This window comes from Mesorhizobium sp. M7A.F.Ca.US.011.01.1.1 (genome assembly GCF_003998295.1).
GTDB lineage: Bacteria > Pseudomonadota > Alphaproteobacteria > Rhizobiales > Rhizobiaceae > Mesorhizobium.
In genome coordinates this window covers 246,333-267,957 of the sequence record NZ_RZRT01000002.1, presented here as the reverse complement: position 1 = coordinate 267,957, position 21,625 = coordinate 246,333, and the positions used below count along the sequence as shown (strand labels likewise).

The window sequence follows — 21,625 nt, the reverse complement described above, 5'->3', positions numbered from 1 at the left end:
TCAGATCCTCTCGACGAGCTTCTGGCCGAACAGGCCGGAAGGGCGGATCAGCAGGAAAACGAGCGCGACGACATAGGCGAACCAGCTCTCGATGCCGCCGCCGAAATAGTCGCCGATATAGACCTCGGCGAGCTTCTCGCTGGCGCCGATCAGAAGCCCGCCGACGATGGCGCCGAGGACGGAATCGAAGCCGCCGAGCACCAGCACTGGCAGCGCCTTCAGCACCACCAGCGACAGCGAGAACTGCACGCCGAGGCGCGCACCCCAGAGCAGTCCCGCCACCAGTGCGACAAGACCGGCAGCAGCCCAGACGGTGGCCCAGATCAGCGGCAGCCTGAGACCGACCGCGAGGGCCGCGAACTGATCATCGGCAACGGCGCGAAAGGAGAGGCCGATGCGGGTGTAGCGGAAGAACAGCGACAGCAGGAGGACCATGCCGGCGGCAACCACCGCGGCAAAAATGTCGAACTGGCTGATCAGCACGCCGCCGATTTCCAGCGGCACGTCCTCGATGCCGAGATCGAGGCCGTGGACCTGCGTGCCCCAGATCAGCTGGGCGGCGCCCTCGATGATGTAGGACAGGCCGAGCGTCGCCATGAACAGCGTGATCGGCGGCTTGTTGGTGAGCGGCCGCAGCACCGTGCGCTCGATGGCGACACCCATCGCCACCATGATGGCGAAGGTGACCACCAGCGCCAGCGCGAACGGAATGCCGCGCTCGACAAGGCTGACGAAGGTGAGTGCCGCGAACAGCAGCATCGCGCCTTGCGCGAAGTTGAGCACGCCCGAGGTCTTGTAGATCAGCACGAAGCCGATCGCGACCAGCGAATACATGACGCCGGAGAGCAGGCCGCCGACGAGCACTTCGATGAAGAACTGGTAGTCGAAGTCGGCGATCATATGCCTGCCCTTCTTTCATTGCGGGAGAGGGCCTCATCGTCCGAGGCAACGCCGAGGTAGGCATCGATGACGCGCTGGTCGTTCCTGACTTCATCGGGCGTGGCGTCGGCGATCTTGCGGCCGTAGTCGAGAACGGCGATGCGATCGGACAGCCCCATGACGACGCCGACATCGTGCTCGATCAACACTACGGTGGTGGCGAAACGATCGCGCGCGGCACGGACGAAAGCCGCCATCTCGCTCTTTTCGCTCGCTGTCATGCCGGCCATCGGCTCGTCGAGCAAAAGCAGGCGCGGCTGGGCGACCAGTGCGCGGGCCAGTTCGACACGCTTCTGCAGCCCGTAAGGCAAGGTGCCGACAAGACGGTCGCGAATGGCGGTGAGATGGAGGAATTCGAGGATCTGTTCCGCGCGGCTGCGTGTTTCGCGCTGCTCGCCGCGCGAGCGGCCGATGCCGAGCACCTGGCCGGCAAAGTTGGAGCGAACCTTGTAGGCGAGGCCGGAAGCGACATTGTCGAGGACGCTGAGACCCTTGAACAGTGCAAGATTCTGGAAAGTCCTGGCGACACCGAGGTGAGCCAGCTGCTGCGTCGGCACCTGGCATAGAAGGTGCTGTCGAGTCGGACGTGGCCGCGATCCGGCCGATAGACGCCGCTGATGACGTTGATCAGCGAGCTTTTGCCGGCGCCGTTCGGGCCGATGATGGCGCGAATTTCGCCTGGGTGAACCGACAGGTCGATATCGGCCAGTGCCACGACGCCGCCGAACGACAGGCCGATGCCCTGGAGCGAAAGCAGCGGAGCGGCGATACCAGCAACGGAGCCGATCGGCTCGCCGTCGTCTTTGGACTGCTGCTGCAGACGCGGGCTTGACGGCAGGCCGCGCGCAAAAACTTCCGGCGCATAGACCGAAGCTTCCATCACTCCGAGGGTATAACTGGGCAACGGCATTCCAATCGTCCTTGATTAGGCGCGCAAAATCTCATTGCCGCTCGACGGATCGAGCGCGCCGGCAACCTTCATGCGTTTGCCGACCGGAACTTGCCCGGCCAGCCTGTGGGGTGGCTACTCCGCCGCCAACGACGCCGCCGCCTCGGCGTTTTCCAGTTCGCGGACCAGCGGGATGACATGCTTGCCGAAATACTCGACCTCTTCCTGAAAGTGCAGGAAGCCGAGCAGGATGAGATCGGCGCCGGCGCGCTTCAGGTCGACGATGCGTTGAGCGACCTGCCTGGGGGTGCCGATCAGGTTCGAGCGGAAGCCGTCATTGTACTGGACCAGATCGTCGAAGGAGGATTTCGCCCAATTGCCCTCGCCTTCCGGCGAAGCCTTGCCGGCATTTTTCACCTCATGGCCAAAGGCGTTGACCGCCTCGGGGTTGGCCTTGGCAATGATTTCGGCGAGCACCGCCCTGGCCTCGTCCTCTGTCTCGCGGACGACCGCGAAGGCGTTGACGCCAACCTTGACGGAATGGTTGTTGGCCTTCGCCTTGGCCCTGAGGTCGTCGACCTGCTTGGCGATCTCGGCCGGGGTGTTGCCGTTGGTGAAGTACCAGTCCGAGACGCGCGATGCCATGTCGCGCGCGGCGCGCGACGAGCCGCCCTGGAAAATTTCGGGCAGCGGCTGCGGCGGTTTCGGCTTCAGCGAATATTCGTTGAAGCGGTAGAAATCGCCACGGAAGGTGAAGCTGTCCTCGGTCCATATTCCGCGCAGCGCACGAATGAATTCCTCCGAGCGGCGATAGCGCTCGTCATGATCGAGCCAATGCTCGCCGATGGCATGGAACTCGCCACGGAACCAGCCGGAGACGAGGTTGATTGCGACACGGCCATTGGTGAGATAGCTGATGGTGGCGATCTGCTTGGCCGCCAGCGCCGGGTTCCACGGTCCGGGCAGGATCGCCGCGATGACCTTGAGCGTGGTGGTCGCCGCCAATAGATCATGGCTGAACGCCACCGATTCATGCTGCTCGTCGGCGCCGTAGCCGGCGGTGAAACGTATCTGGCTGAGCGCGTAATCGAAGCCGGACTTCTCGGCGATCTGCGCCAGCTTGCGGTTGTACTCGGCCGAATGGTTGGTGCGCTGCTCGATGTTGGAGATCACCAGGCCGCCCGAAACATTCGGCACCCAGTAGGCAAACTTGACCGCGTCGGTCTCTGCGTGTGCCATGAACTGTCTCCCATTCAGGCCATCTCGTTGATCGATCCGACCGCAGCCGGTTTCGTCGATATTTATTATGTTTATAGAATCTATATACAAAGAAGGATTTTCCGTTTTTGAGGCCCTCTTGGGACGGAAATACCAATTTTGCTCGGCCAGCCCGTTTGCTGGTGTCAGCTCATGACCGAACCCTGCGCGGCACTGGCGCCGATAGCCTCGGCTGACGGCAGCGTTCCCAGCAGCTTGGCAATTTCAACCGCGACCGCCTGGCCATGGCGGGCGACTTCCGGCAGACCCATGAGCTCGCCGAAAGTGCCTCGCGCCAGCGGGCCGGCGACCAGGAGTGTCGCGACCGCCTCACCGTCCCGGCCGATCGCGCGGCTGTCGCGACCTGTCTCGATGCCAAGCCCATATTGGTCCGTCCTGATGAAGCCGGCTTCAGCCAGCGAGCTCAGCGCCGGGTTCAGCTGCAGCGCCTGCCCATGAGCCGGACCGGTGGTGTTGATGACGGCAGCGAAGCGCGCCGCCTCGATCCGGGTCTGCCCGCGCCGTTGAAAGCTGACAGCCAGGCTGCCGTCCTCATCGTTCGACGCGATAAGCCTGGCGGCAATGGTGTCGACTGTACCGGCGGCATGGCGCCGGTCGAGCACGGCGGCGACCTGCGGGGCGATCCTGAAACGATGCACGTCCCAGAACACGCGCAGCTGGCGGACCAGCCTTGCCCGCTCCGGCGGGGCAAGTGCGGCCCACAGCACCGGCCCCTGCAGGCGCAACTGGTCGAAGACCGATTGCCAGTTGACATTGGCCGCTCTTGCCGCTGCCAGCGTCGCGCGAATGGTCCTGAGCAGGCCGAGCGCCGTCGTCGCCGGCGCGGATGCAAAATCGCCAAAAGGCTCGCCCCTGACATCGGGGTGTCCGCGCGAGCGTAAGCCGCGGCGCGACAGCGTGAGGATGCGGCCACGATGGCCACGACGGTCAAGTTCGGCGACCATGTCGGCCGAGGTCAGCCCGGAGCCGACGATCAGCACCGAGGCGTCCGGCCCGATCCCGGCAAGCGCCGCGGCTGCGTATGGGTCGGCGATGAAACCCGGCGCTTCCGTCAGGTGGATCAACGCGGCTGGAATTGCAGGCTGCGGATGCGTTGCTGCTAGAACGACGATGTCGGAGGCGACCGGTCCGGCAGAGGTGTGCACGGTCCAGCCCGCGCCACTGGCATCGCGTGTCACGCGTGTGGCGGAACCTTCAACATGATGGACAGGGCCGGAATTGAGATGCGGCGCCAGATGCTCGGCAACATAGCGACCGAACACGCGCCGGCGCGGAAAAGCGTCGCCGTTCATCCAGATCGCATCCGGGTCGTGTTCGAGTTCTCCGCTGCCAGTCAACCAGCGTGCAAAATGCTGCGGGTCGTCGGGAGCCATGCTCATCCTGACCGCGGGAACATTGACCCGATGAGAGGGTTCCTCGCTGGAATAGGCAAGGCCACCGCCAATCAAGGGTCGCGGCTCGATCACGGAAATGGAAATGCGCTCCGGTCCAGGCATTTGCGCCAGGTGCCACGCCACCGCCGCACCGGAAAAGCCGCCGCCAATAATGGCGACGCGCAACCGCGAGGACGCAGGAAGCAAGTTCACGAGGCGCTGGCGAGCGACTTCGGCCGGTGGTCGCCGGCGATGGTTTCGCCGAACGGACCGGTGTTTACGGACGAGCCGGCTGCCTTGACCGGATGGTCGGTCGGCAGTTTCGGCAGCACCAGCTCGCCGAAGCGATAGGCTTCTTCGAGATGTGGATAGCCGGAAAGGATGAAGGTATCGATGCCGAGGCGCCGGTACTCGTCGATGCGCTCGGCGATCGTGTCGGGATCGCCGACAAGTGCGGTACCTGCGCCGCCGCGCACCAGGCCGACGCCGGCCCAGAGGTTGGGGGCGATCTCGAGCTTGGCGCGATTGCCGCCATGCAATGCGCTCATCCGCGCCTGGCCGACCGAATCCATGCGAGCGAACACCTTTTGCGCCGACGCGATCGTCGCATCGTCGAGCCGGCTGATTAGCCGGTCGGCGGCGGCCCAGGCCTCCTCGGTGGTTTCGCGGGCGATGACATGCAGCCTAATGCCGAAGGAGAGCTTGCGGCCGGCTTTGTCAGCCAGTTCACGCATGCCGTCCAGCTTGCGCTCTACATCGGCTGGCGGCTCTCCCCAGGTCAAATATTTGTCGATCTCCTGCGCCGCCACCACGGACCCAGCGTCGGACGAGCCGCCGAAATAGAGCGGGGGGTAGGGCGTCTGCACCGGCGGAAACAGCAGCCTTCCATCCTCGATGCGGAAATGCTTGCCCTCATGCCCGACCGTCTCGCCGCTCAGCACCCGCTTGTAGATCCGAAGGAATTCCTGCGTCACCTCGTAACGTTCGGCATGCGACAGGAAAATGCCGTCACCCTTGTTCTCCAGCGGATCGCCGCCGGTGACGACGTTGATCAGTAGGCGGCCATTGGAGATGCGATCCAGCGTCGCAGTCATGCGCGCGGCCAGCGTCGGCGACTGCAAACCGGGCCGCACGGCGACAAGGAAATGCAAGCGTTCGGTCATCGGCACAAGAGCCGATGCGATCACCCAGGAATCTTCGCAAGAGCGGCCGGTCGGCAACAGCACGCCATAGTAGCCGAGCGTGTCGGCCGCCTTCGCCACTTGCGTCAGATACGGCAGATCGACCGATCTGCCGCCCTCGGCTGTGCCGAGATAGCGGCTGTCGCCATGCGTCGGCAGAAACCAGAGCACCTTGATGCGGTCTGGCACGATCCGGCTCATGGCCTTTCTCCCGCTGCCTGGCGAAGGCGGCCGGATATGCCTGCTTTGGTGAGTAGCTGATGCGAAAGAGTGGGCATGGCGTGGTCCTGTCCGGGTGGAAACCAGATCGCCAGTGCAGATTGCTTATTACACAAACTCTGTAGAGTTAGTTTATTCCAATTCTGTCGCCGCTATTAGAATTTCTCTCTCTGGCAAGGAAAGGAGGCCGGCCCGAATACACCGGGCCGGCCTCCTCGTATCAGAACGCTGGTTCGACCGCGTTGACGTTGTCCTTGGTGACGACGGTCAGCGGGATGGGCAGCCGGTCCTTGACCTCCTTGCCGTCGATGATCTCGGCCATCGTGTTGATCGCCAGGCGGCCATCCTCGACGGGCGACTGGACGATGGTCGAGTACATCTCATTGGTGCGGATCGATTCGAACGCATCCTTCTGGCCATTGATGCCGACGATCGGCGGTGCGGCCTTGGAGGGGTTGGCCTCCTTCCATGCGTCGATGAAGCCGCGGGCCATCGTGTCGTCATTGGCGTAGACGCCGCTGATCTGGTCGCCGAAGCGTGTGATCAGATCGCGGCTGACCACCAGCGCCTTTTGCTGGTCGAAGTCGGCGTTGACCGTGTCGAGCACCTTGATGTCGGCATTGGTTTCCTTCAGACGGTCGGTGAAGCCGCTGACGCGTCCGATCGTGGTACCGTTGCCGGCCTGGCCGGCGATGATGACGACGGAGCCCTTGCCGCCCAGCGCCTTGCTCAGCGAGTCCGCCGCCAGCTTGCCTTCCTCGTAGACGTCAGGCCCGGTGAACGACTTGATAAACGGCTTGGCATCGTCGCTCATCGGCGAATTGATGAGGATCGCCGGAATGTTCGCCTGCTGTGCGCGCGCCAGCCCCGGTATGTATGCCTGCGGGTCGAGCGGCCACAGGATGATGCCGTCGACCTTGCGCGCAACGCAGGTGTTGAGCTGCTCGGTGCCTTTCTGGACGTCGAAATCCTGGCTGAGGCTCAGGATCTCGATGCCGAGTTCCGCGGCGCGCGCCTGAAGCGCCTTGTTGGCCGGCGTCGCGTAGGCATGCGAATCCGCTGCCGTCACGTAGCAGACCGTCTTGGCGCTGGCCCAGCCCGTCGATGCCAGCACAGCCGCCATGGCGGCGACGTGAAGCATGCTTTTCTTGCCAATCATGTGTTTCCTCCCAATCATGTGGTTCCTCCTTGAGTGATTGGATTGTCGCGAACGAGCGCCGGGCGCGTGCCCGGAGCCCTCCCCTTGGTGGTAACGGCCCGATCGAGCACGACGAGCAGGATCAGGATAAGCCCGGACACGACCTGCTGGACGTATGCGGGAACGGACTGGAACTCCATCGCGATGGTCAGCGAGCCGATCGTCAGCATGCCGCCGAGCGTGCCGAGCGCGGATCCTCTGCCGCCTTCGAGACGAGTCCCGCCGACCACGACCGCGGCAATGACGGCGACCGTCAGTTCCGAGCCGAAGACAGGCGAGCCGGTGTTGGTGACGAGGCTCTGGAGAACCCCCGCCAGGCCGGCAAGCGTGCCGGCAAAGACAAAGCCGAGAAAGACGATACGGTCCGAGGCGATACCGCTTTCCTTGGCAGCCGCCGGGTTGGACCCCACCGCAAAGACGTTGCGCCCAGGTATGGTGCGCGTCAGCCAGAAATGCAGCAGCACGATCAGGGCGATGAACAGCGCGCTGCGGAGGGTGAAGACATCGAGATAGATCTTGGCCAGCGCCAGGGAGAGCATGATGTCGGTTCCGGTCACCGGCTGGCTGTTGGTGATCCAGTGCGCGAGCGAGCGGAAGATCAGCATCGTCGCGAGCGTCAGCACGAGCGAATTCACCTTCAGGCCGACGACCAGCATGCCGTTGACGGCGCCTGCCAGGGTACCGACCAGGATGCCGACGATCGCCGCAGGGAGGATGCCGATCTCTCGCTGCAGGATGACCGATACGATGCCGGCCAGGGCAAACACCGCGCCACCGGAGAGGTCGATCTGGCCCGATATCAAAAGCACCGTCAGGCCGATCGCGATTAGGCCGATTGTCGCCGCCCGATCGAGGCCGAGGCCGAGGGTCGATGCCGAGAGGTAGCCGGGGACCACCAGCGCGGAAATGACCAGCGTCAGACCGAGAATGACGATGACGCGATACTGCGAGACAAGCGAAAGAAAACGCATCACGACACGCCCCACTTGCGCAGCGCCGCATCCATGCCGACGGCGCCGACGATCAGGATGCCGAGCACGAAACCCTGGATCGGCGTGCGCACACCGTCGAGCACCATGACGTTGGTCAGCAGTTGCACGAAGATGAGGCCGGCGATGGCCCGTGGCACCGATCCGAAGCCGCCGACGATCGACACGCCGCCGACCACCACCGCCGTGATGGCACTGAATTCGTAGCCGCCGCCGATGAGCGGTCGCGCGCTCTGCAGCGTCAGCCCGAGCAGGCCGCCGCTGATGCCGGAAGCGAGTGCCGTGATCACGAAAGCGCCGGACTTCACGGCCTGCACCGGAACGGCACTCGCCTCGGCGGCGCTGTAATTGCCGCCGGTGGCGAGCGTCCATCTGCCCCAGAAGGAGCGGGACAGGACGAAATGGCCGACAAGAGCAATGACCAGGAAGATCAGCACCACGACCGGAATGCCGAACAGCCGGCCCTTGGCGAATTCGGCGGAGGCGGGATTGCTGCCATAGACGATGACCCCGCCGACAGCCGCCTGGACGATGCCCAGTCCGATCGTGCCAATGCCGAGCGTGGCAATGATTGGATTGATGCCGACATATCCGACCAGGACCCCGTTGAGCAGGCCTATGAGGCCCGCGAGACCAACCGCCAGCACGAAGGCCGGCAGCGGTCCGATCATCGGCTGCAGCCCGAGCGACAGGATGGCGCCGCAGGCGATGGTGGCCGGCACCGACAGGTCGGCCAGGCCGCCGACCACGAGCACGAAGGTCATGCCGACGACGACGATGCCGACGATGGACATCGAGGTCAGGACGTTGAGCAAATTGCCTGATGTGAAGAAGGCGGGGCTGATGAAGGAGCCGTAGAGCATCACGGCGAGGATAGCGAAGGCCAGCCCCGCCTTCGACAGGACATCGACAAGCCTGCTGCTACGCGTAAAGCGGTCGTTGCGGTTCACGCCGCCGATCTCCGTGGCAGCTTCGGTCACGCCGTCTCCTCCCCCGTGGCTAGCGCCATGATGCGCTCCTCGCTCAATTCGCTGCGCAGGAGAGGCTCGGAGGCATAGCCATCGCGCATCACCACCACGCGGTCGCAGACGCCGAGGATTTCGGGCAGCTCCGACGAGATCATCACGACCGCCATGCCGCCGGCGACGAGTTGGCCGATGATGTGGTGGATCTCGGCCTTGGCGCCGACGTCGACGCCCCGCGTCGGCTCGTCGAGGATCAAGGCCGAAGGTTTGGCGGCAAGCCATTTGGCGATGACCGCCTTCTGCTGGTTACCGCCCGACAGAAGGCTGATGCGCCGTTCGCCGTCGGGCGGTGAAATCGAAAACTGCTTGACCGAGTCCGCGGCAAGCGAGTGATCGGCGCTGCGGCTGATGCGACCGAAACGGCTCAGGCGGCGCAGTATGGGCAGGCTGATGTTTTCCCGGATCGACATTCCAGGCACGACGCCGTCGCCCTTGCGATCTTCCGGAACATAGGCAATGCCTGCCCTGACCGCCTGGGATGGCGAGTTGATCGAGACCTCGCGTCCGTTGACGCTGACCGAGCCCTCGACAAGCCGCGACAGGCCGAAGATTGCGCGGGCGACCTCGGTGCGGCCAGCGCCCACCAGCCCCGTCAAGCCCAGTATCTCGCCGGCGCGTACATCGAAGCTGACATTGCGGAAGCGCGTGCCGTCGCTGATGCGTTCGACGCGCAGCACCGACTTGCCGATTTCGGCCGGGCTTTTCGGGAAGACATTGCTGACTTCGCGACCGACCATCAGCCTGATCATGTGAGCGGCATTTATGCCTTCGATCGGACGCGTCTCGATCATTGAGCCGTCGCGCAGCACAGTCACCTCGTCGGCGATTTCGAGCACCTCCTTCAGTCGGTGGCTGATGTAGATGATGGCGATGCCGTCATCGCGCATCTTGCGCAGGATCCGGAACAACGCCGCCGTCTCATGCTCGCTGAGGCTGGATGTCGGTTCGTCCAGGACGATGATCCTGGGCTGCGCCGCGTAGGCCTTGGCGATCTCGACGAGTTGCTGCTGGCTGATCGACAGGTTGCCGAGCCGTTCACGCGGGTTGATGGCCGCTCCGAGCTCATCGAGAACGGCGGCTGCAGCCCGGATCATCTCGCCCTTGCGCAGAAAGGTCCACTTGCCCGGCATGCGGCCGAGATAGACGTTTTCGGCGACGCTCAGGTCGGGGACCAGATTGATTTCCTGGTGCACCATGCGGATGCCCAGCGCCTGGGCGTCGGCGGGCCGGCGCATGCGCACTTCGGCGCCGCCGACCCTGATTGTGCCGCTGGTGGGTGCGTAGGACCCGTTGAGCACTTTCATGAGCGTCGATTTGCCGGCGCCGTTCTCACCCACGACCGCATGAACGGTGCCGAATTTCACGGCGAAATTGACGCTGGACAGAGCCTTCACGCCCGGGAACGTCTTGCTGATGCCTCGCATGTCCAAGGCGCAATCGGCGGCGACAGTCATATCTGGCTAGGTTCCTCCTGGCGGCTGGCCGATCGTCCTCGGTATCGGCCATCGATATGTTAGTATAATAGTCGCTTCAAACGCAATTCGACCCTCTTCGAACTGGCTTGAAACGTCCGCGCTTTTGAACACGCGGCTCAGTCCAGGCTCTCGGTTGCGGATTGAATTTCTCGCCGCGGACGATGACTATTGCACTAATATAACAGTTCTGGCAAGCTGGATTCCGGCGGTCGTTGTGGACATCGTGTCACCGACACCCGACGCATTGGATGCGTTCCAATTGACATTCTAGTATTATCTAGCCATTTCTGGTGAACGAAGACACGGATTTGCAATGGACCTGGATCCTTCGACGCTCAATCGGGCTCTCCCGCTCCGCGATCAGATCTACCACAAGATCCGCAACCTGATCGTCGTCGGGCAGCTGAAGCCGGGAGAGGTCATCAACGAAGTCGCCATCGCGGAGGCCCTGGGGGTGTCTCGCACCCCCGTTCGCGAAGCGGTCAAGCGCATCAGCGACGAGGGCCTGGTCAAGATCCTGGCACAGACCGGCACCTATGTCGCTCCGATCAGCCGGGCCGACCTGGAAGAAGCCTATGTCATCCGGCGGGCACTGGAGATGGAAAGCGCCCGACGCGCAGCCGCCAAGTTCACACCAGCAGCCAGCGAATTGCTGGAAGACAACATGGCAGCGCACCGGCTTGCCATATCCCGCGGCAGATATGCCACCGCGATACAGCTCGACGATGTCTTCCACCGCACCATAGCCGAGATCTGCGGCCTGCCGATGATCTGGAGAGCCGTCGACATCTCGAAGGCACAGATGGATCGCGGACGCTATCTCGCCATTCCAAGACCGGGTTATGGCGAACAGACGATCGAGCAGCACGAGGCCATTTTCGACGCGCTGAAGCGCCACGACGCCGAGGGGGCGGCAAGGGCCATGGAACATCATCTCGAGACGTCGTTCCGCAACACGCTCGAAGTCGCCGCCGACCTTCTCGACTGAAACACCGCGAGCCACCGGCATGCGAAGAATGGGACTTTGTATCGGCGTGAAAGCCGAGGCGATCGCGGACTACAAGCGCGTCCACGCCGCCGTCTGGCCGGAAGTGCTCGACGTCATCAGCCGCGCCAACATCCGCAATTATTCGATCTTTCTGCGCGAACCGGAGAACCTTCTGTTCGCCTGCTGGGAGTACCACGGCAGCGACTTCGCCAGGGATGCGGCGCGAATGGGCGAGTCGCCGGCGATGCGCAAATGGTGGGAGCTGTGCGACCCCATGCAGACGCCACTGCCGACGCGCGCCGACGGCGAATGGTGGGCGGCCATGGAAGAGGTCTTCCATCTCGATTGACCGTGTCCCGGGCGTGCGGCGGTCCGTTGTTTCATCCAGCCGTTTGCCGCCCTCAAACTGCGCCGCAAGGCGCACTCATTGCACGCTCACCTGACCGATCCGCCACTACGCCCCTGCAGTCCAAGCCTTTCGCAACCGCACCTTGACCGCTGGCATTCTGTTATATTAGTATTCTAAATCACTTTTGCCTCTCGACGCTCCTTGTCGGGGAGAGCTTTTTCAGAGTTTGGGTCATGGCACGGTTCATCAAGCTGTCAGATATCGACAACATTCTTCTGGCGGTCGATCCGTTGAAAATCGGCGACAAAGCCGGGGACGTGGCGGCGAAGGCGCGCATACCGCGCGGGCACAAGATGGCCTTCCGCGACATCGGCTCGGACGAGCCGATCGTGAAATACGGCCAGACCATTGGTTTTGCGCGGGGATCCATCGTGGCCGGCGACTGGGTTCACGAGCACAATGTGTATCTGCGCAATTTCGAACGCGACTACGTCTTCGGCACCAATACCAGGCAAACCGAGATCGTTGCCGAGGCCGAGCGCGCTACTTTCATGGGTTACCGCCGGCCGAGCGGCAAGGTGGGCACGCGCAACTTCATCGCCGTCCTGACCTCGGTGAACTGCTCTGCCAGCGTCGCCCGGTTCATCGTTGACGAGGTCAACCGGTCCGGCATCCTGCGCGACTATCCCAATGTCGACGGCATCATCGCCCTCGTCCACGGCACCGGCTGCGGCATCGACACCAAGGGTCCCGCCTACGACCTCTTGAAACGAACGCAATGGGGCTTTGCCACGAACCCCAATGTCGGCGGCGTGCTGATGGTCGGGCTCGGCTGCGAAGCGTTCCAGATCCCGCGCTGGATGCAGTCGTACAACATCGAGGAGAGCACGCTTTTCCGCACAATGACCATCCAGGAAACCGGCGGCACGCGAAAGACGGTCGAGGCCGGCGTGAAGGCGATCGTCGACATGCTGCCTACGGTGAACGCCGCCGAGAGGACGCCGCAGCCAGCCTCCGGACTGGTGCTTGCGCTGCAATGCGGCGGATCGGACGGTTACTCCGGCATCAGCGCCAATCCGGCGCTGGGTGCTGCGGTGGACCTGCTTGTCGGGCAAGGTGGCACGGCCGTGCTCTCGGAGACGCCCGAGATCTATGGCGCCGAACATCTCCTCGCCTTGCGCGCCGAGAGCCGCGCGGTGGGTGAAAAGCTGATCGAGCGCATCCGCTGGTGGGAGGATTATACCGCCAGGCACGACATGGAGATGAACAACAACCCTTCGCCCGGCAACAAGCTGGGTGGGCTGACGACCATCCTGGAGAAATCGCTCGGCGCCTCCGCCAAGGGCGGCACCACCAATCTGCGCGCGGTGCTGGAATATGCCGAGCCGATCAACGAGCGCGGCCTCGTCTTCATGGATACGCCTGGCTACGATCCGGTCTCGGCCACCGGGCAGGTCGCCGGCGGCGCCAACATATTGTGCTTCACCACCGGCCGTGGTTCGGCCTTCGGCTGCAAGCCGACGCCCTCGATCAAGCTCGCCTCCAACAGCTTCATCTTCGAGCAGATGCGCGAGGACATGGACATCAATTGCGGAGACATACTGGACGGCGTCTCGCTGGCCGAGAAGGGCGAGGAGATCTTCGCCGAGATCCTGCGCGTCGCTTCCGGCGGGCGCACCAGGTCGGAAGCGCTCGGCTATGGCGACAACGAGTTCGTGCCATGGAGCCTTGGCGCGACCATGTAGCGATATCGCCCGCCTGTACAGGCCGGCCTTTATCCCGGAAGTAGCTCAAACGGAAAGAACCGCTCGACATGAACAGGATTGATCTTGACGGCCAGCACGCTGTGGTCACCGGCGGCGCCCAAGGCCTCGGCTTTGCGATGGCCAGACGCTTCGTCGCCTCCGGCGCGACGGTAACCTTGTGGGATCTCGATGAGGCTCGCCTCGAAACCGCCAAGAAGGAACTCGGCAACGCCGCCACGACAGAGATCGTGGACGTCGCCGATTGGGTGTCGGTGGACGCGGCGCGCGCCAGGACCGAAGAGCTGGCCGGCAAGATTTCCATTCTGGTCAATTCCGCCGGAATCGCCGGCCCGGCCGTCCCGCTCGACGTCTACGACATCGAGACGTGGAAGAAGGTCATCGACGTCAACGTAAACGGTACGTTCTACGTCAACCGTGCCGTGGTTCCCGGCATGAAGGAGCGCAATTACGGGCGCATCGTCAACATCGCCTCGGTCGCCGGCAAGGAAGGCAATCCCAACGCCTCAGCCTATTCGGCCTCGAAGGCGGCGGTCATTGGCCTGACCAAGTCGCTCGGCAAGGAGCTGGCGCAGTACGACATCGCGGTGAACTGCATCTCGCCGGCCACGGCACAGACCCGCATCCTCGAACAGCTGACGCCGGAGCACATCGAATATATGCGCTCGCGCATTCCGCGCGGCCGCCTGTTGGAGGTCGATGAGGCCGCTGCCATGGTCGCCTGGCTCGTCTCCAAGGAGAACAGTTTTACAACCGCCTCCACGTTCGACCTGTCGGGTGGGCGGACGACCTATTGAAAGGCAGTTGACGTTCAGCCAGGCAACCGACCGAGACCAATCGCAAAGCGCTCCACCATCGCGAGGCCAGGCTCGCTGGGCCGCATCGCCGGAGCCCGGTCGTGTATCGGGATGCCTGCGCGGGCGCCGAACAGCCGCTTGCCATAGCAGATCAAGTTTTCGATGCCTTGCATGACGAAGACCGCTGCCGGCAACATTCTTGCATATTCAGCCTCGGCCGTGGCTTCGCCTCCGGCGCGGAACGCATGATAGGCGCGCACGGCATAGTCGGCGCAATCCGGCGCCAGGATCATGCCGCGGCAACCGATGCGGAAATTGTCGATCAGTTCCAGGCCGCCACGCCCGTTGAAAACCGGTATCCGGCCATCGGTGCGCTCGATCAGCCCGGCGATGTCGGTAACCGGACCCTCGCCCTTGATCAGCCTAACGTTGGGATACAGCGTGACGAGGTCGCGGATTTCGTCTGATGAAAGGCCGCGCCCGAAAAACGCCGGCGCGTTCTGGATCGCCACCGGCAGATCGGTCGCCTCGGCAACGCGGCCGAAGAACTTGATGTATTCCGGCGCACCATAGGACCCAACCGGCGGCGGCTGCAGGATCACCCAATCCGCTCCCACGCTTTCAGCATGGCGAACCTGTGCGACCTGCTCGGCCACCGAAGCGCCGAAGATGGTGAAAGCGAGTGGCACTTTTCCGTCGGTGTCTTCCGCCGTCCAGTCCATGATCGTCCGGCGCTCGGCCTCGGACAGCTTGGCGACTTCCGTCGCCAAGCCAAGCGCGGCCATGCCGTGCACGCCGGTCGCCAGGCAGATCTCGACCTGCCGACGCATGGCCGCGCGGTCCAGCTGTTCGTTCACGTCAAAGAGCGCGTAGAGAATGGCGTGAATGCCGTGGAAATCGTCAGGCTGGAAATTGGGCATGCAGGTCGGCCTCAATGGCTTTCGCGAGGGATAGCATGGCCACGGCATCCGACGAGAAAGTCGAGATCGGCGCCGCGATCCGCCTGCAGAACATGGTCGACATAGAGACCCTGATAGCCGCCGCGCATCGCTGGGACGGGCGGTAGCCAGGACTCACAACGCCGCGCCAGTTCCTGTTCCGACACGTCGAGATGCAGCTTTCTTGCTTCGACATCGAGTTCGATGAAGTCGCCGCTCCTGACCAGCGCCAGCGGACCGCCGACGGCGGCTTCCGGTGCAGCGTGCAGAACGACGGTGCCGAAGGCGGTACCGGACATGCGGGCATCGGAGATGCGGATCATGTCGCGGACGCCTTGCTTCAGCAGCTTCCGAGGCAGAGCCATGTTGCCGACCTCGGCCATCCCCGGATAGCCCTTGGGGCCGCAATTCTTCAGCACCATGATCGACGTCTCGTCGATGTCGAGCAAGGGATCGTCAACGCGCGCCTTGTAGTCGTCGATGTCCTCGAAGACGACGGCGCGGCCACGATGCTTCATCAGCGCCGGCGAGGCGGCGGACGGCTTGATGATCGCACCGTCGGGCGCCAGATTGCCGCGCAGCACCGCAATGCCGCCCTGCGGCGTGAGCGCTTTGTCGCGCGGGCGGATCACCTCCGGATTGTAGTTTTGGGCATCACTGATGTTGTCGCGCACAGTCTTGCCGGTGACGGTCAGCGCGTCGAGATCGAGCAGATCGGCTATCTCCTTCATGACGGCCGGAATGCCGCCGGCGTAGCAGAAATCCTCCATCAGGAAGCGGCCGGACGGCATCAGGTCGAGGATGGTCGGCACGTCGCGGCCATATCTGTCCCAATCGTCCAACGTCAGTTCGGTGCCGACGCGGCCGGCAATGGCGATGAGATGCACGACCGCATTGGTCGAGCCGCCGATCGCGCCGTTGACGCGGATGGCGTTGGCGAAAGCCGCCTTCTTGAGGATCGCCGACGGGCGCAGATCCTCGTTGACCATCTCGACGATGCGCCGCCCCGTCATGCGGGCGATGCGGCTGCGGCGCGCGTCGACCGCCGGATAGGCGGCGTTGCCCGGCAGTGCCAGGCCGAGCACTTCGACCATCGAGGCCATGGTCGAGGCCGTGCCCATGGTCATGCAATGTCCGGGCGAGCGCGACATGGCGCTCTCGGCATTGGCGAAGTCCTGCTCGCTCATCACGCCGGCGCGGACATCCTCCGAGAATTTCCAGACATCGGTGCCGGAGCCGATCTCGCGGCCCTGGAAGCGGCCATTGAGCATCGGTCCGCCGGAGATGACGATCGACGGCAGGTCGCAGGATGCCGCACCCATGACCAGTGACGGCGTGGTCTTGTCGCAGCCGGCCATCAGCACCACGCCATCCATCGGATTGCCGCGGATTGCTTCTTCGACATCCATCGAGGCGAGGTTGCGAAACAGCATCGCCGTCGGCCGCAGATTGGATTCGCCGCAGGAGAAGACCGGGAATTCCAGCGGCAATCCGCCGGCTTCCAGGACGCCCGCCTTGATGTGCTCGATCAGGCCACGGAAATGGACGTGGCAAGGCGTGAATTCGGAGAAGGTGTTGCAGATGCCGATCACCGGGCGGCCGTCGAAGGCATCGTCGGGCAGGCCGTTGTTCTTCATCCAGCTGCGGTGGATGAAGGCATCCTTGCCCAGCCCGCCAAACCAGTGCTGCGATCGTCTCTTGGTCATGGTCTTTCCGGCGTTCAGGCGGGATGCTGCAGCTGGCTCAGCCCGCCATCGACGACGAGCGTCGCCGCGTTCATGAACGGGCACTCGTCGGAAATCATGAACACCGCGGCAAGCGCGATCTCGTGCGCCGTGGCGATGCGGCCGCCGGGATGCAGCGCCATGGTGTTGGCGCGTGCTGCGGCCGGATCGGCAAAGCTGTTCCAGTAGTCGATCGCCTTCTGCGTCTCGACATAGCCCGGCGCCAGCGCGTTCACGCGCACGCCTTGCGCCGCATATTCGAGCGCCAGCGATTTGGTCAGGCCGAGCAGCGCGTGCTTGGCGACGGGATAGGGGAAGGTGTGCGGAATGATGGTGAAGCTGTGCGTCGAGGCGATGTTGAGGATGGCGCCGCCGCCGCTTGCAATCATGCCCGGCAGCACAGCCTTGCTGCAATTCCAGGCGCCCTTGACGTTGACGTCGAAATTGCGGTTCCACTCTTCCTCGGTCGCCTCGAGCGGCGTCGAGAACACATTGACCCCGGCATTGTTGATCAGCGCGTTGATGTGGCCGATTTCGTCGGTCGCTTGGCCGACGGCAGTGGCAATCGCGGCTCCGTCGCTGATGTCGGCTGCCGCATGCCCGACATGGCCGTGCGGCGCGGCAAGGCCGGCGACGGCCTTGTCCAGCAGTGCGCCGTCGCGGTCGACGAGGAACAGTCTTGCACCTTCGGCAAGGCAGGCCTCGGCGATGGCCAGCCCGATGCCTTGCGCGGCGCCGGTCAGGAAGATGCGTTTGCCGGAAAGGCGCTCAGCCATTTTTGTCGCTCCAGCTTAGCGCCGGCCCAGTGCCGACGAGCGCAGATTGTCGAGCAGCACAGCCAGCAGCAGGATCACGCCACGTACGATGTACTGGTAGAAGGCCGGGATGTTGAGCAGGTTCATGGCGTTTTCGGCGATGCCCATGATCAGCACGCCGACGATGACGCCCGACATGGTGGCGCGGCCGCCGGCGAGCGAGACGCCGCCGAGCACGCAGGCCGAAATGACCGAGAGTTCCAGCCCGACCGCCGCGTTGGGCTGGCCCGAGGTGATGCGCGACGCCAGCAGGATGCCGGCGATACCGCAGACGACGCCCTGCAGCGCAAAGATCCAGATGCGTGTCCAGTCGACGTTTACACCGGCCAGACGCGAGGCCTCAGGATTGCCGCCGATGGCCAGCGTGTTCTTGCCGAAGACGGTGCGGTTGAGCACGAAACCGAAAATGCAAAACAGGATGGCAAGCACCCAGACCGGCGTCGGTATGCCGAGCAGTTTCGAGAGCGCCAGCTGATAGAAATCCGAGCTGTTGATGCCGACGGCGCGGCCGTCGGACGCGATCAGCGCAAAGCCGCGCACGATCTGCATGGTGGCCAGCGTCGTGATCAGCGCGTTGATGCGAAATTTGGCGATGACAACGCCGTTGATGAAGCCGACGAAAGCGCCGCAGGCGATTGCCGCCAGCAGGCCAAGCAGGATCGAGCCGGTGTAGTTCGATGCCATGACGGCGACCATGCCGGCAAAGGCGACGATGGAGCCGACCGACAGGTCGAAGTCGCGCGCGGCAAGGCAGAACATCATGGTGCAGGCGACGATGCCGACGGTGACCACGGACTGCAGCAGGCCGAGCATGTTGCGGTCGGTGAGGAAGTTCGGCACCAGAGCCGACACCAGCGCGAAGGCGACGACAAAGATAACGACGAGGCCCTGTTCGCCGAGCAGGATTTTTTTCAACTGGTCGGTCATGCCAAAAGTCCTCAGGATGCGATCGCGTCGGGGGTTTTCTGATCGGGGAGAGCGGCAGCCAGGATCGCCCTTTCGGCGAACTGGTCGCGGGTGAGTTCAGCGCTGACGCGGCCGCCGCACATCACCAGGATGCGGTCGCAGATGCCCATCACCTCCGGCAGTTCGGACGAGACGACGACGATCGCCATGCCGTCCTCGGCAAGTTGGTAGAGCAGCTCATATATCTCAGATTTGGCACCGACATCGATGCCGCGCGTCGGCTCGTCGACGATGAGGACCCGAACGCCCTGTTCGGACAGCCAGCGGCCAAGGATGACCTTCTGCTGGTTGCCGCCGGAGAGGTTGATGATGTCCTGCTTGCGCGAGGGCGTGCGCACCTTGAGCTTCTTGATGAAGGTTTCGGCGGTGGCGATTTCGCTGGCGCGGTTGAGCACGCCGAAGCGCGTGTGATGGCGCCGCGACGATATGTTGATGTTCTCCTCGACCGAGCGGCCCTGGATAATGCCGTCATGCTTGCGATCCTCCGAGCACAGCACGATGCCGGCCCGGATCGTGCCACGCGGATCGGCGGCACGGACCAGCTTGCCGTCGACGGTGATGCTGCCGCCCGAGCGCGGATCGGCGCCATAGACCAGCCGCATCAGTTCCGAGCGCCCGGCGCCGATCAGGCCGAAGAAGCCGACGATCTCGCCTGCCCTCGCCTCGAAACTGGCCGGCGTCTTCAGTTTGGGGCCGCTGAGAGCGTCGACCTTCAGGCGGACATCGCCCGTTTTTCGTGCGCGAAAACCCCAGATATCCGAAATCTCGCGGCCGACCATCTCGGCGACGACCTGGTCGCGGGTGACGCCTTTCAGCGACGCATGGTGCGCCGCGAGCTTGCCGTCGCGCAGCACGGTCAGGCTGTCGCAGAGCCGGAACACTTCGTCGAGCCTGTGCGAGACATAGATGATGACCTTGCCTTCGCCGCGCAGGCGGTCGATCAGGGCAAACAGGATTTCGCTTTCGCGCGAGGAAAGCGACGAGGTCGGTTCGTCCAGCGCGATAACGCGTGCGTCGAGCATGACTGCCTTGGCGATCTCGACCATCTGGCGTTCGCCGATGGACAGCGTCTTGACCTTGCGGCGCATGTCGATGTCGATACCCGCCGATTTCAGCTTGGCGCCGACGTCGTCCAGCATCCGGCGGCCGGCGATGATGCCGGCGTTGGCGGGGAAACGACCGAGGCTGAGGTTTTCGGCAACGGTGAGTTCAGGAACGAGTTGCAGTTCCTGATGAATGACAATGACGCCATTGTCGAAGGCATCCCGGGTCGAGGTATAGGCCTGAACCCTGCCGTCGATGCGGATCTCGCCCTCATCGGCATGCTGGTCGCCGGACAGGATCTTGATCAGGGTGGATTTGCCGGCGCCGTTCTCGCCCATCAGGCCATGCACGGCGCCTTTGTCGACACCGAACGAGACGTCCGACAGCGCCTTGACGCCCGGATAGGTCTTGGTGACGTGCGAGAAGTCGAGAAAGGACACGGGCAGCGATCCTCTTATGGAATGGCAAACAGGCGGCGGGATGAGCCGCCGCCTGTTTGTACAGGGAGGATTATTCGATGCCGAGGCCCTGGCGGACCTTCTGGTAGTCGTCGCGCTTGGCGAGTGCACCCGAGGTCAGGATCAGCTTCTCCGGTTCCTTGTTGTTGGCAACCCAGTCATACATGTTGAGCGCCGTCTCGTAGCCATGACGCTTCGGCGAGATGATCACGGTGCCGACGAAGCCGGTGGCCGTCGGCTTCTTAAACTCGTTGATCGCCGAATCCGCGCCGCCAATGCCAACACCGATCATGGCATCCGCCGGAATGCCAACGCTTTCGGCTGCACGCACGGCGCCGAGCACCGCCTCGTCGTTGAGGCCGAAGGAGACCCACTTCTTGATGTCGGCATGGGCGTTGAGCACGACAGTCGCCGCATTGAGGGCAGCTTCCGTGTCGGTCTTGGCCTGCGGGGCGTCGAAGATGTTCTCGGCCCTGAAGCCGTTTGCCTTCAGCACTGAGATGGCGCCTTCGACGCGGTCAACGGCGGTCGGCAGTTGGTCATACGAGACGCGGATCGCGCCGACCTCGTCGGCCTTCCAGCCGCGCGCCTTCATTTCGTCGACGATCGCCTGGCCGACGGCTTCGCCGATCTTGGTGGCCGAAATGCCCATATGCGGCACGTCTTCCAGCGCCTTGCCGTCGGCGCCGACCAGACGGTCGTCGACAGTCATCAGCTTGAGATTGTTGGCGGCGGCCTTGGCGACGATGCCGGGGCCAAGCTTCACGTCCGGTGTGCAGACGATGAAGCCCTGGGCGCCCTGGGCGCCGAGATTGTCGATCGCCGACATCAGCTTCTCACCGTCCTCGGCGCCGATCTTGACCAGGGTAAAGCCCTTCTCCTTGGCGGCCTGGTCGGCGAACTTCCATTCGTCCTGGAACCACGGCTCCTCGGGCTGCTTGACGATGAAACCGATCTTGGTGTCCTGAGCATATGCAGCGATGGTCGTGACGGACAGCACGGCAAGCGCGCCCGCGACGAGCGCGGTCTTCAAAAGTCGCATGATTACCTCCCAGCGATAGACCGGGCGCTCAGCCCGGACGCCGGAGTCTCTAATCGCTTTTATCATACTCGTCAATTGATCTGGTATGATAATTAATGTACATGCTCTGACCAGTGATCGCTGGCGCAATTGATCCGCATCCGTTAAGGCCGGACCGGTTGTGCGAAACCAGCGG

The 21,625-nt window shown here is 63.6% G+C and carries 18 protein-coding genes and 1 pseudogene; 4 read left to right on the top strand and 15 right to left on the bottom strand.

What is annotated here, in order from left to right; genetic code table 11:
- The 9 genes and pseudogenes from EOA13_RS03840 to EOA13_RS03800 all read right to left on the bottom strand — a co-directional run bounded on the left by EOA13_RS03840 (nt 1) and on the right by EOA13_RS03800 (nt 10,545).
- The gene (locus EOA13_RS03840) at nt 1–900 is read right to left on the bottom strand and encodes a branched-chain amino acid ABC transporter permease (RefSeq protein ID WP_127289828.1); all 900 of its coding nucleotides are present in this window, start codon (nt 898–900) and stop codon (nt 1–3) included.
- Nucleotides 897–1,849, bottom strand: a pseudogene (locus EOA13_RS03835) (ABC transporter ATP-binding protein). Before EOA13_RS03835 ends, EOA13_RS03840 begins: the two are co-directional and overlap by 4 nt.
- Before the next feature lie 114 nt (nt 1,850–1,963).
- A complete protein-coding gene (sfnG, locus tag EOA13_RS03830; protein ID WP_127289827.1) occupies nt 1,964–3,067 on the bottom strand; it encodes a dimethylsulfone monooxygenase SfnG in 1,104 nt (367 codons plus the stop codon).
- 164 nt (nt 3,068–3,231) lie between these two features.
- Complete coding sequence (locus EOA13_RS03825) at nt 3,232–4,692, bottom strand: FAD/NAD(P)-binding protein (RefSeq protein ID WP_127289826.1); 1,461 nt, start codon at nt 4,690–4,692, stop codon at nt 3,232–3,234.
- Nucleotides 4,689–5,861 carry an FMNH2-dependent alkanesulfonate monooxygenase gene (gene ssuD, locus EOA13_RS03820; RefSeq protein WP_127289825.1) on the bottom strand — a complete coding sequence of 391 codons (1,173 nt, stop codon included), beginning with the start codon at nt 5,859–5,861 and terminating at the stop codon, nt 4,689–4,691. Before ssuD ends, EOA13_RS03825 begins: the two co-directional genes overlap by 4 nt.
- A 238-nt stretch (nt 5,862–6,099) precedes the next feature.
- Nucleotides 6,100–7,038, bottom strand: coding sequence for a sugar ABC transporter substrate-binding protein (locus EOA13_RS03815; RefSeq protein ID WP_023811535.1), 939 nt, complete (start codon nt 7,036–7,038; stop codon nt 6,100–6,102).
- A gap of 14 nt (nt 7,039–7,052) precedes the next feature.
- Nucleotides 7,053–8,048 carry an ABC transporter permease gene (locus tag EOA13_RS03810; protein WP_127289824.1) on the bottom strand — a complete coding sequence of 332 codons (996 nt, stop codon included), beginning with the start codon at nt 8,046–8,048 and terminating at the stop codon, nt 7,053–7,055.
- Nucleotides 8,048–9,046, bottom strand: a complete 999-nt coding sequence (locus EOA13_RS03805; protein WP_127289823.1) for an ABC transporter permease — start codon at nt 9,044–9,046, stop codon at nt 8,048–8,050. Before EOA13_RS03805 ends, EOA13_RS03810 begins: the two co-directional genes overlap by 1 nt.
- Complete coding sequence (locus tag EOA13_RS03800) at nt 9,043–10,545, bottom strand: sugar ABC transporter ATP-binding protein (protein WP_127289822.1); 1,503 nt, start codon at nt 10,543–10,545, stop codon at nt 9,043–9,045. Before EOA13_RS03800 ends, EOA13_RS03805 begins: the two co-directional genes overlap by 4 nt.
- A gap of 334 nt (nt 10,546–10,879) precedes the next feature.
- Between EOA13_RS03800 and EOA13_RS03795 the strand changes: the two genes are divergently transcribed.
- The 4 genes from EOA13_RS03795 (at nt 10,880) to EOA13_RS03780 (ending at nt 14,463) form a co-directional block, all read left to right on the top strand.
- The gene (locus EOA13_RS03795) at nt 10,880–11,554 is read left to right on the top strand and encodes a GntR family transcriptional regulator (protein ID WP_127289821.1); all 675 of its coding nucleotides are present in this window, start codon (nt 10,880–10,882) and stop codon (nt 11,552–11,554) included.
- Nucleotides 11,555–11,573: 19 nt separating this feature from the next.
- Nucleotides 11,574–11,903 (top strand): L-rhamnose mutarotase, encoded by a 330-nt coding sequence (locus EOA13_RS03790; RefSeq protein WP_127289820.1) that lies wholly within the window; start codon nt 11,574–11,576, stop codon nt 11,901–11,903.
- Between the two features lie 233 nt (nt 11,904–12,136).
- The gene (locus EOA13_RS03785; RefSeq protein ID WP_127289819.1) at nt 12,137–13,648 is read left to right on the top strand and encodes an altronate dehydratase family protein; all 1,512 of its coding nucleotides are present in this window, start codon (nt 12,137–12,139) and stop codon (nt 13,646–13,648) included.
- A gap of 68 nt (nt 13,649–13,716) precedes the next feature.
- Nucleotides 13,717–14,463 carry an SDR family NAD(P)-dependent oxidoreductase gene (locus EOA13_RS03780; RefSeq protein WP_127289818.1) on the top strand — a complete coding sequence of 249 codons (747 nt, stop codon included), beginning with the start codon at nt 13,717–13,719 and terminating at the stop codon, nt 14,461–14,463.
- A 14-nt stretch (nt 14,464–14,477) separates the two neighbouring features.
- On the opposite strand, the gene EOA13_RS03775 is transcribed toward EOA13_RS03780, so the two are convergent.
- The 6 genes from EOA13_RS03775 to EOA13_RS03750 form a co-directional block, all read right to left on the bottom strand.
- A complete protein-coding gene (locus tag EOA13_RS03775; RefSeq protein ID WP_127289817.1) occupies nt 14,478–15,383 on the bottom strand; it encodes a dihydrodipicolinate synthase family protein in 906 nt (301 codons plus the stop codon).
- A gap of 11 nt (nt 15,384–15,394) precedes the next feature.
- Nucleotides 15,395–17,107 carry an L-arabinonate dehydratase gene (gene araD / locus EOA13_RS03770; protein ID WP_127289816.1) on the bottom strand — a complete coding sequence of 571 codons (1,713 nt, stop codon included), beginning with the start codon at nt 17,105–17,107 and terminating at the stop codon, nt 15,395–15,397.
- A gap of 14 nt (nt 17,108–17,121) precedes the next feature.
- A complete protein-coding gene (locus tag EOA13_RS03765; protein WP_127289815.1) occupies nt 17,122–17,901 on the bottom strand; it encodes an SDR family oxidoreductase in 780 nt (259 codons plus the stop codon).
- A gap of 15 nt (nt 17,902–17,916) precedes the next feature.
- Nucleotides 17,917–18,867, bottom strand: a complete 951-nt coding sequence (araH, locus tag EOA13_RS03760) for an L-arabinose ABC transporter permease AraH (protein WP_127289814.1) — start codon at nt 18,865–18,867, stop codon at nt 17,917–17,919.
- An 11-nt stretch (nt 18,868–18,878) separates the two neighbouring features.
- A complete protein-coding gene (araG, locus tag EOA13_RS03755; RefSeq protein WP_127289813.1) occupies nt 18,879–20,390 on the bottom strand; it encodes an L-arabinose ABC transporter ATP-binding protein AraG in 1,512 nt (503 codons plus the stop codon).
- A 70-nt stretch (nt 20,391–20,460) separates the two neighbouring features.
- Nucleotides 20,461–21,450, bottom strand: a complete 990-nt coding sequence (locus EOA13_RS03750) for an arabinose ABC transporter substrate-binding protein (protein WP_127289812.1) — start codon at nt 21,448–21,450, stop codon at nt 20,461–20,463.
- Nucleotides 21,451–21,625: the final 175 nt, after the last annotated feature.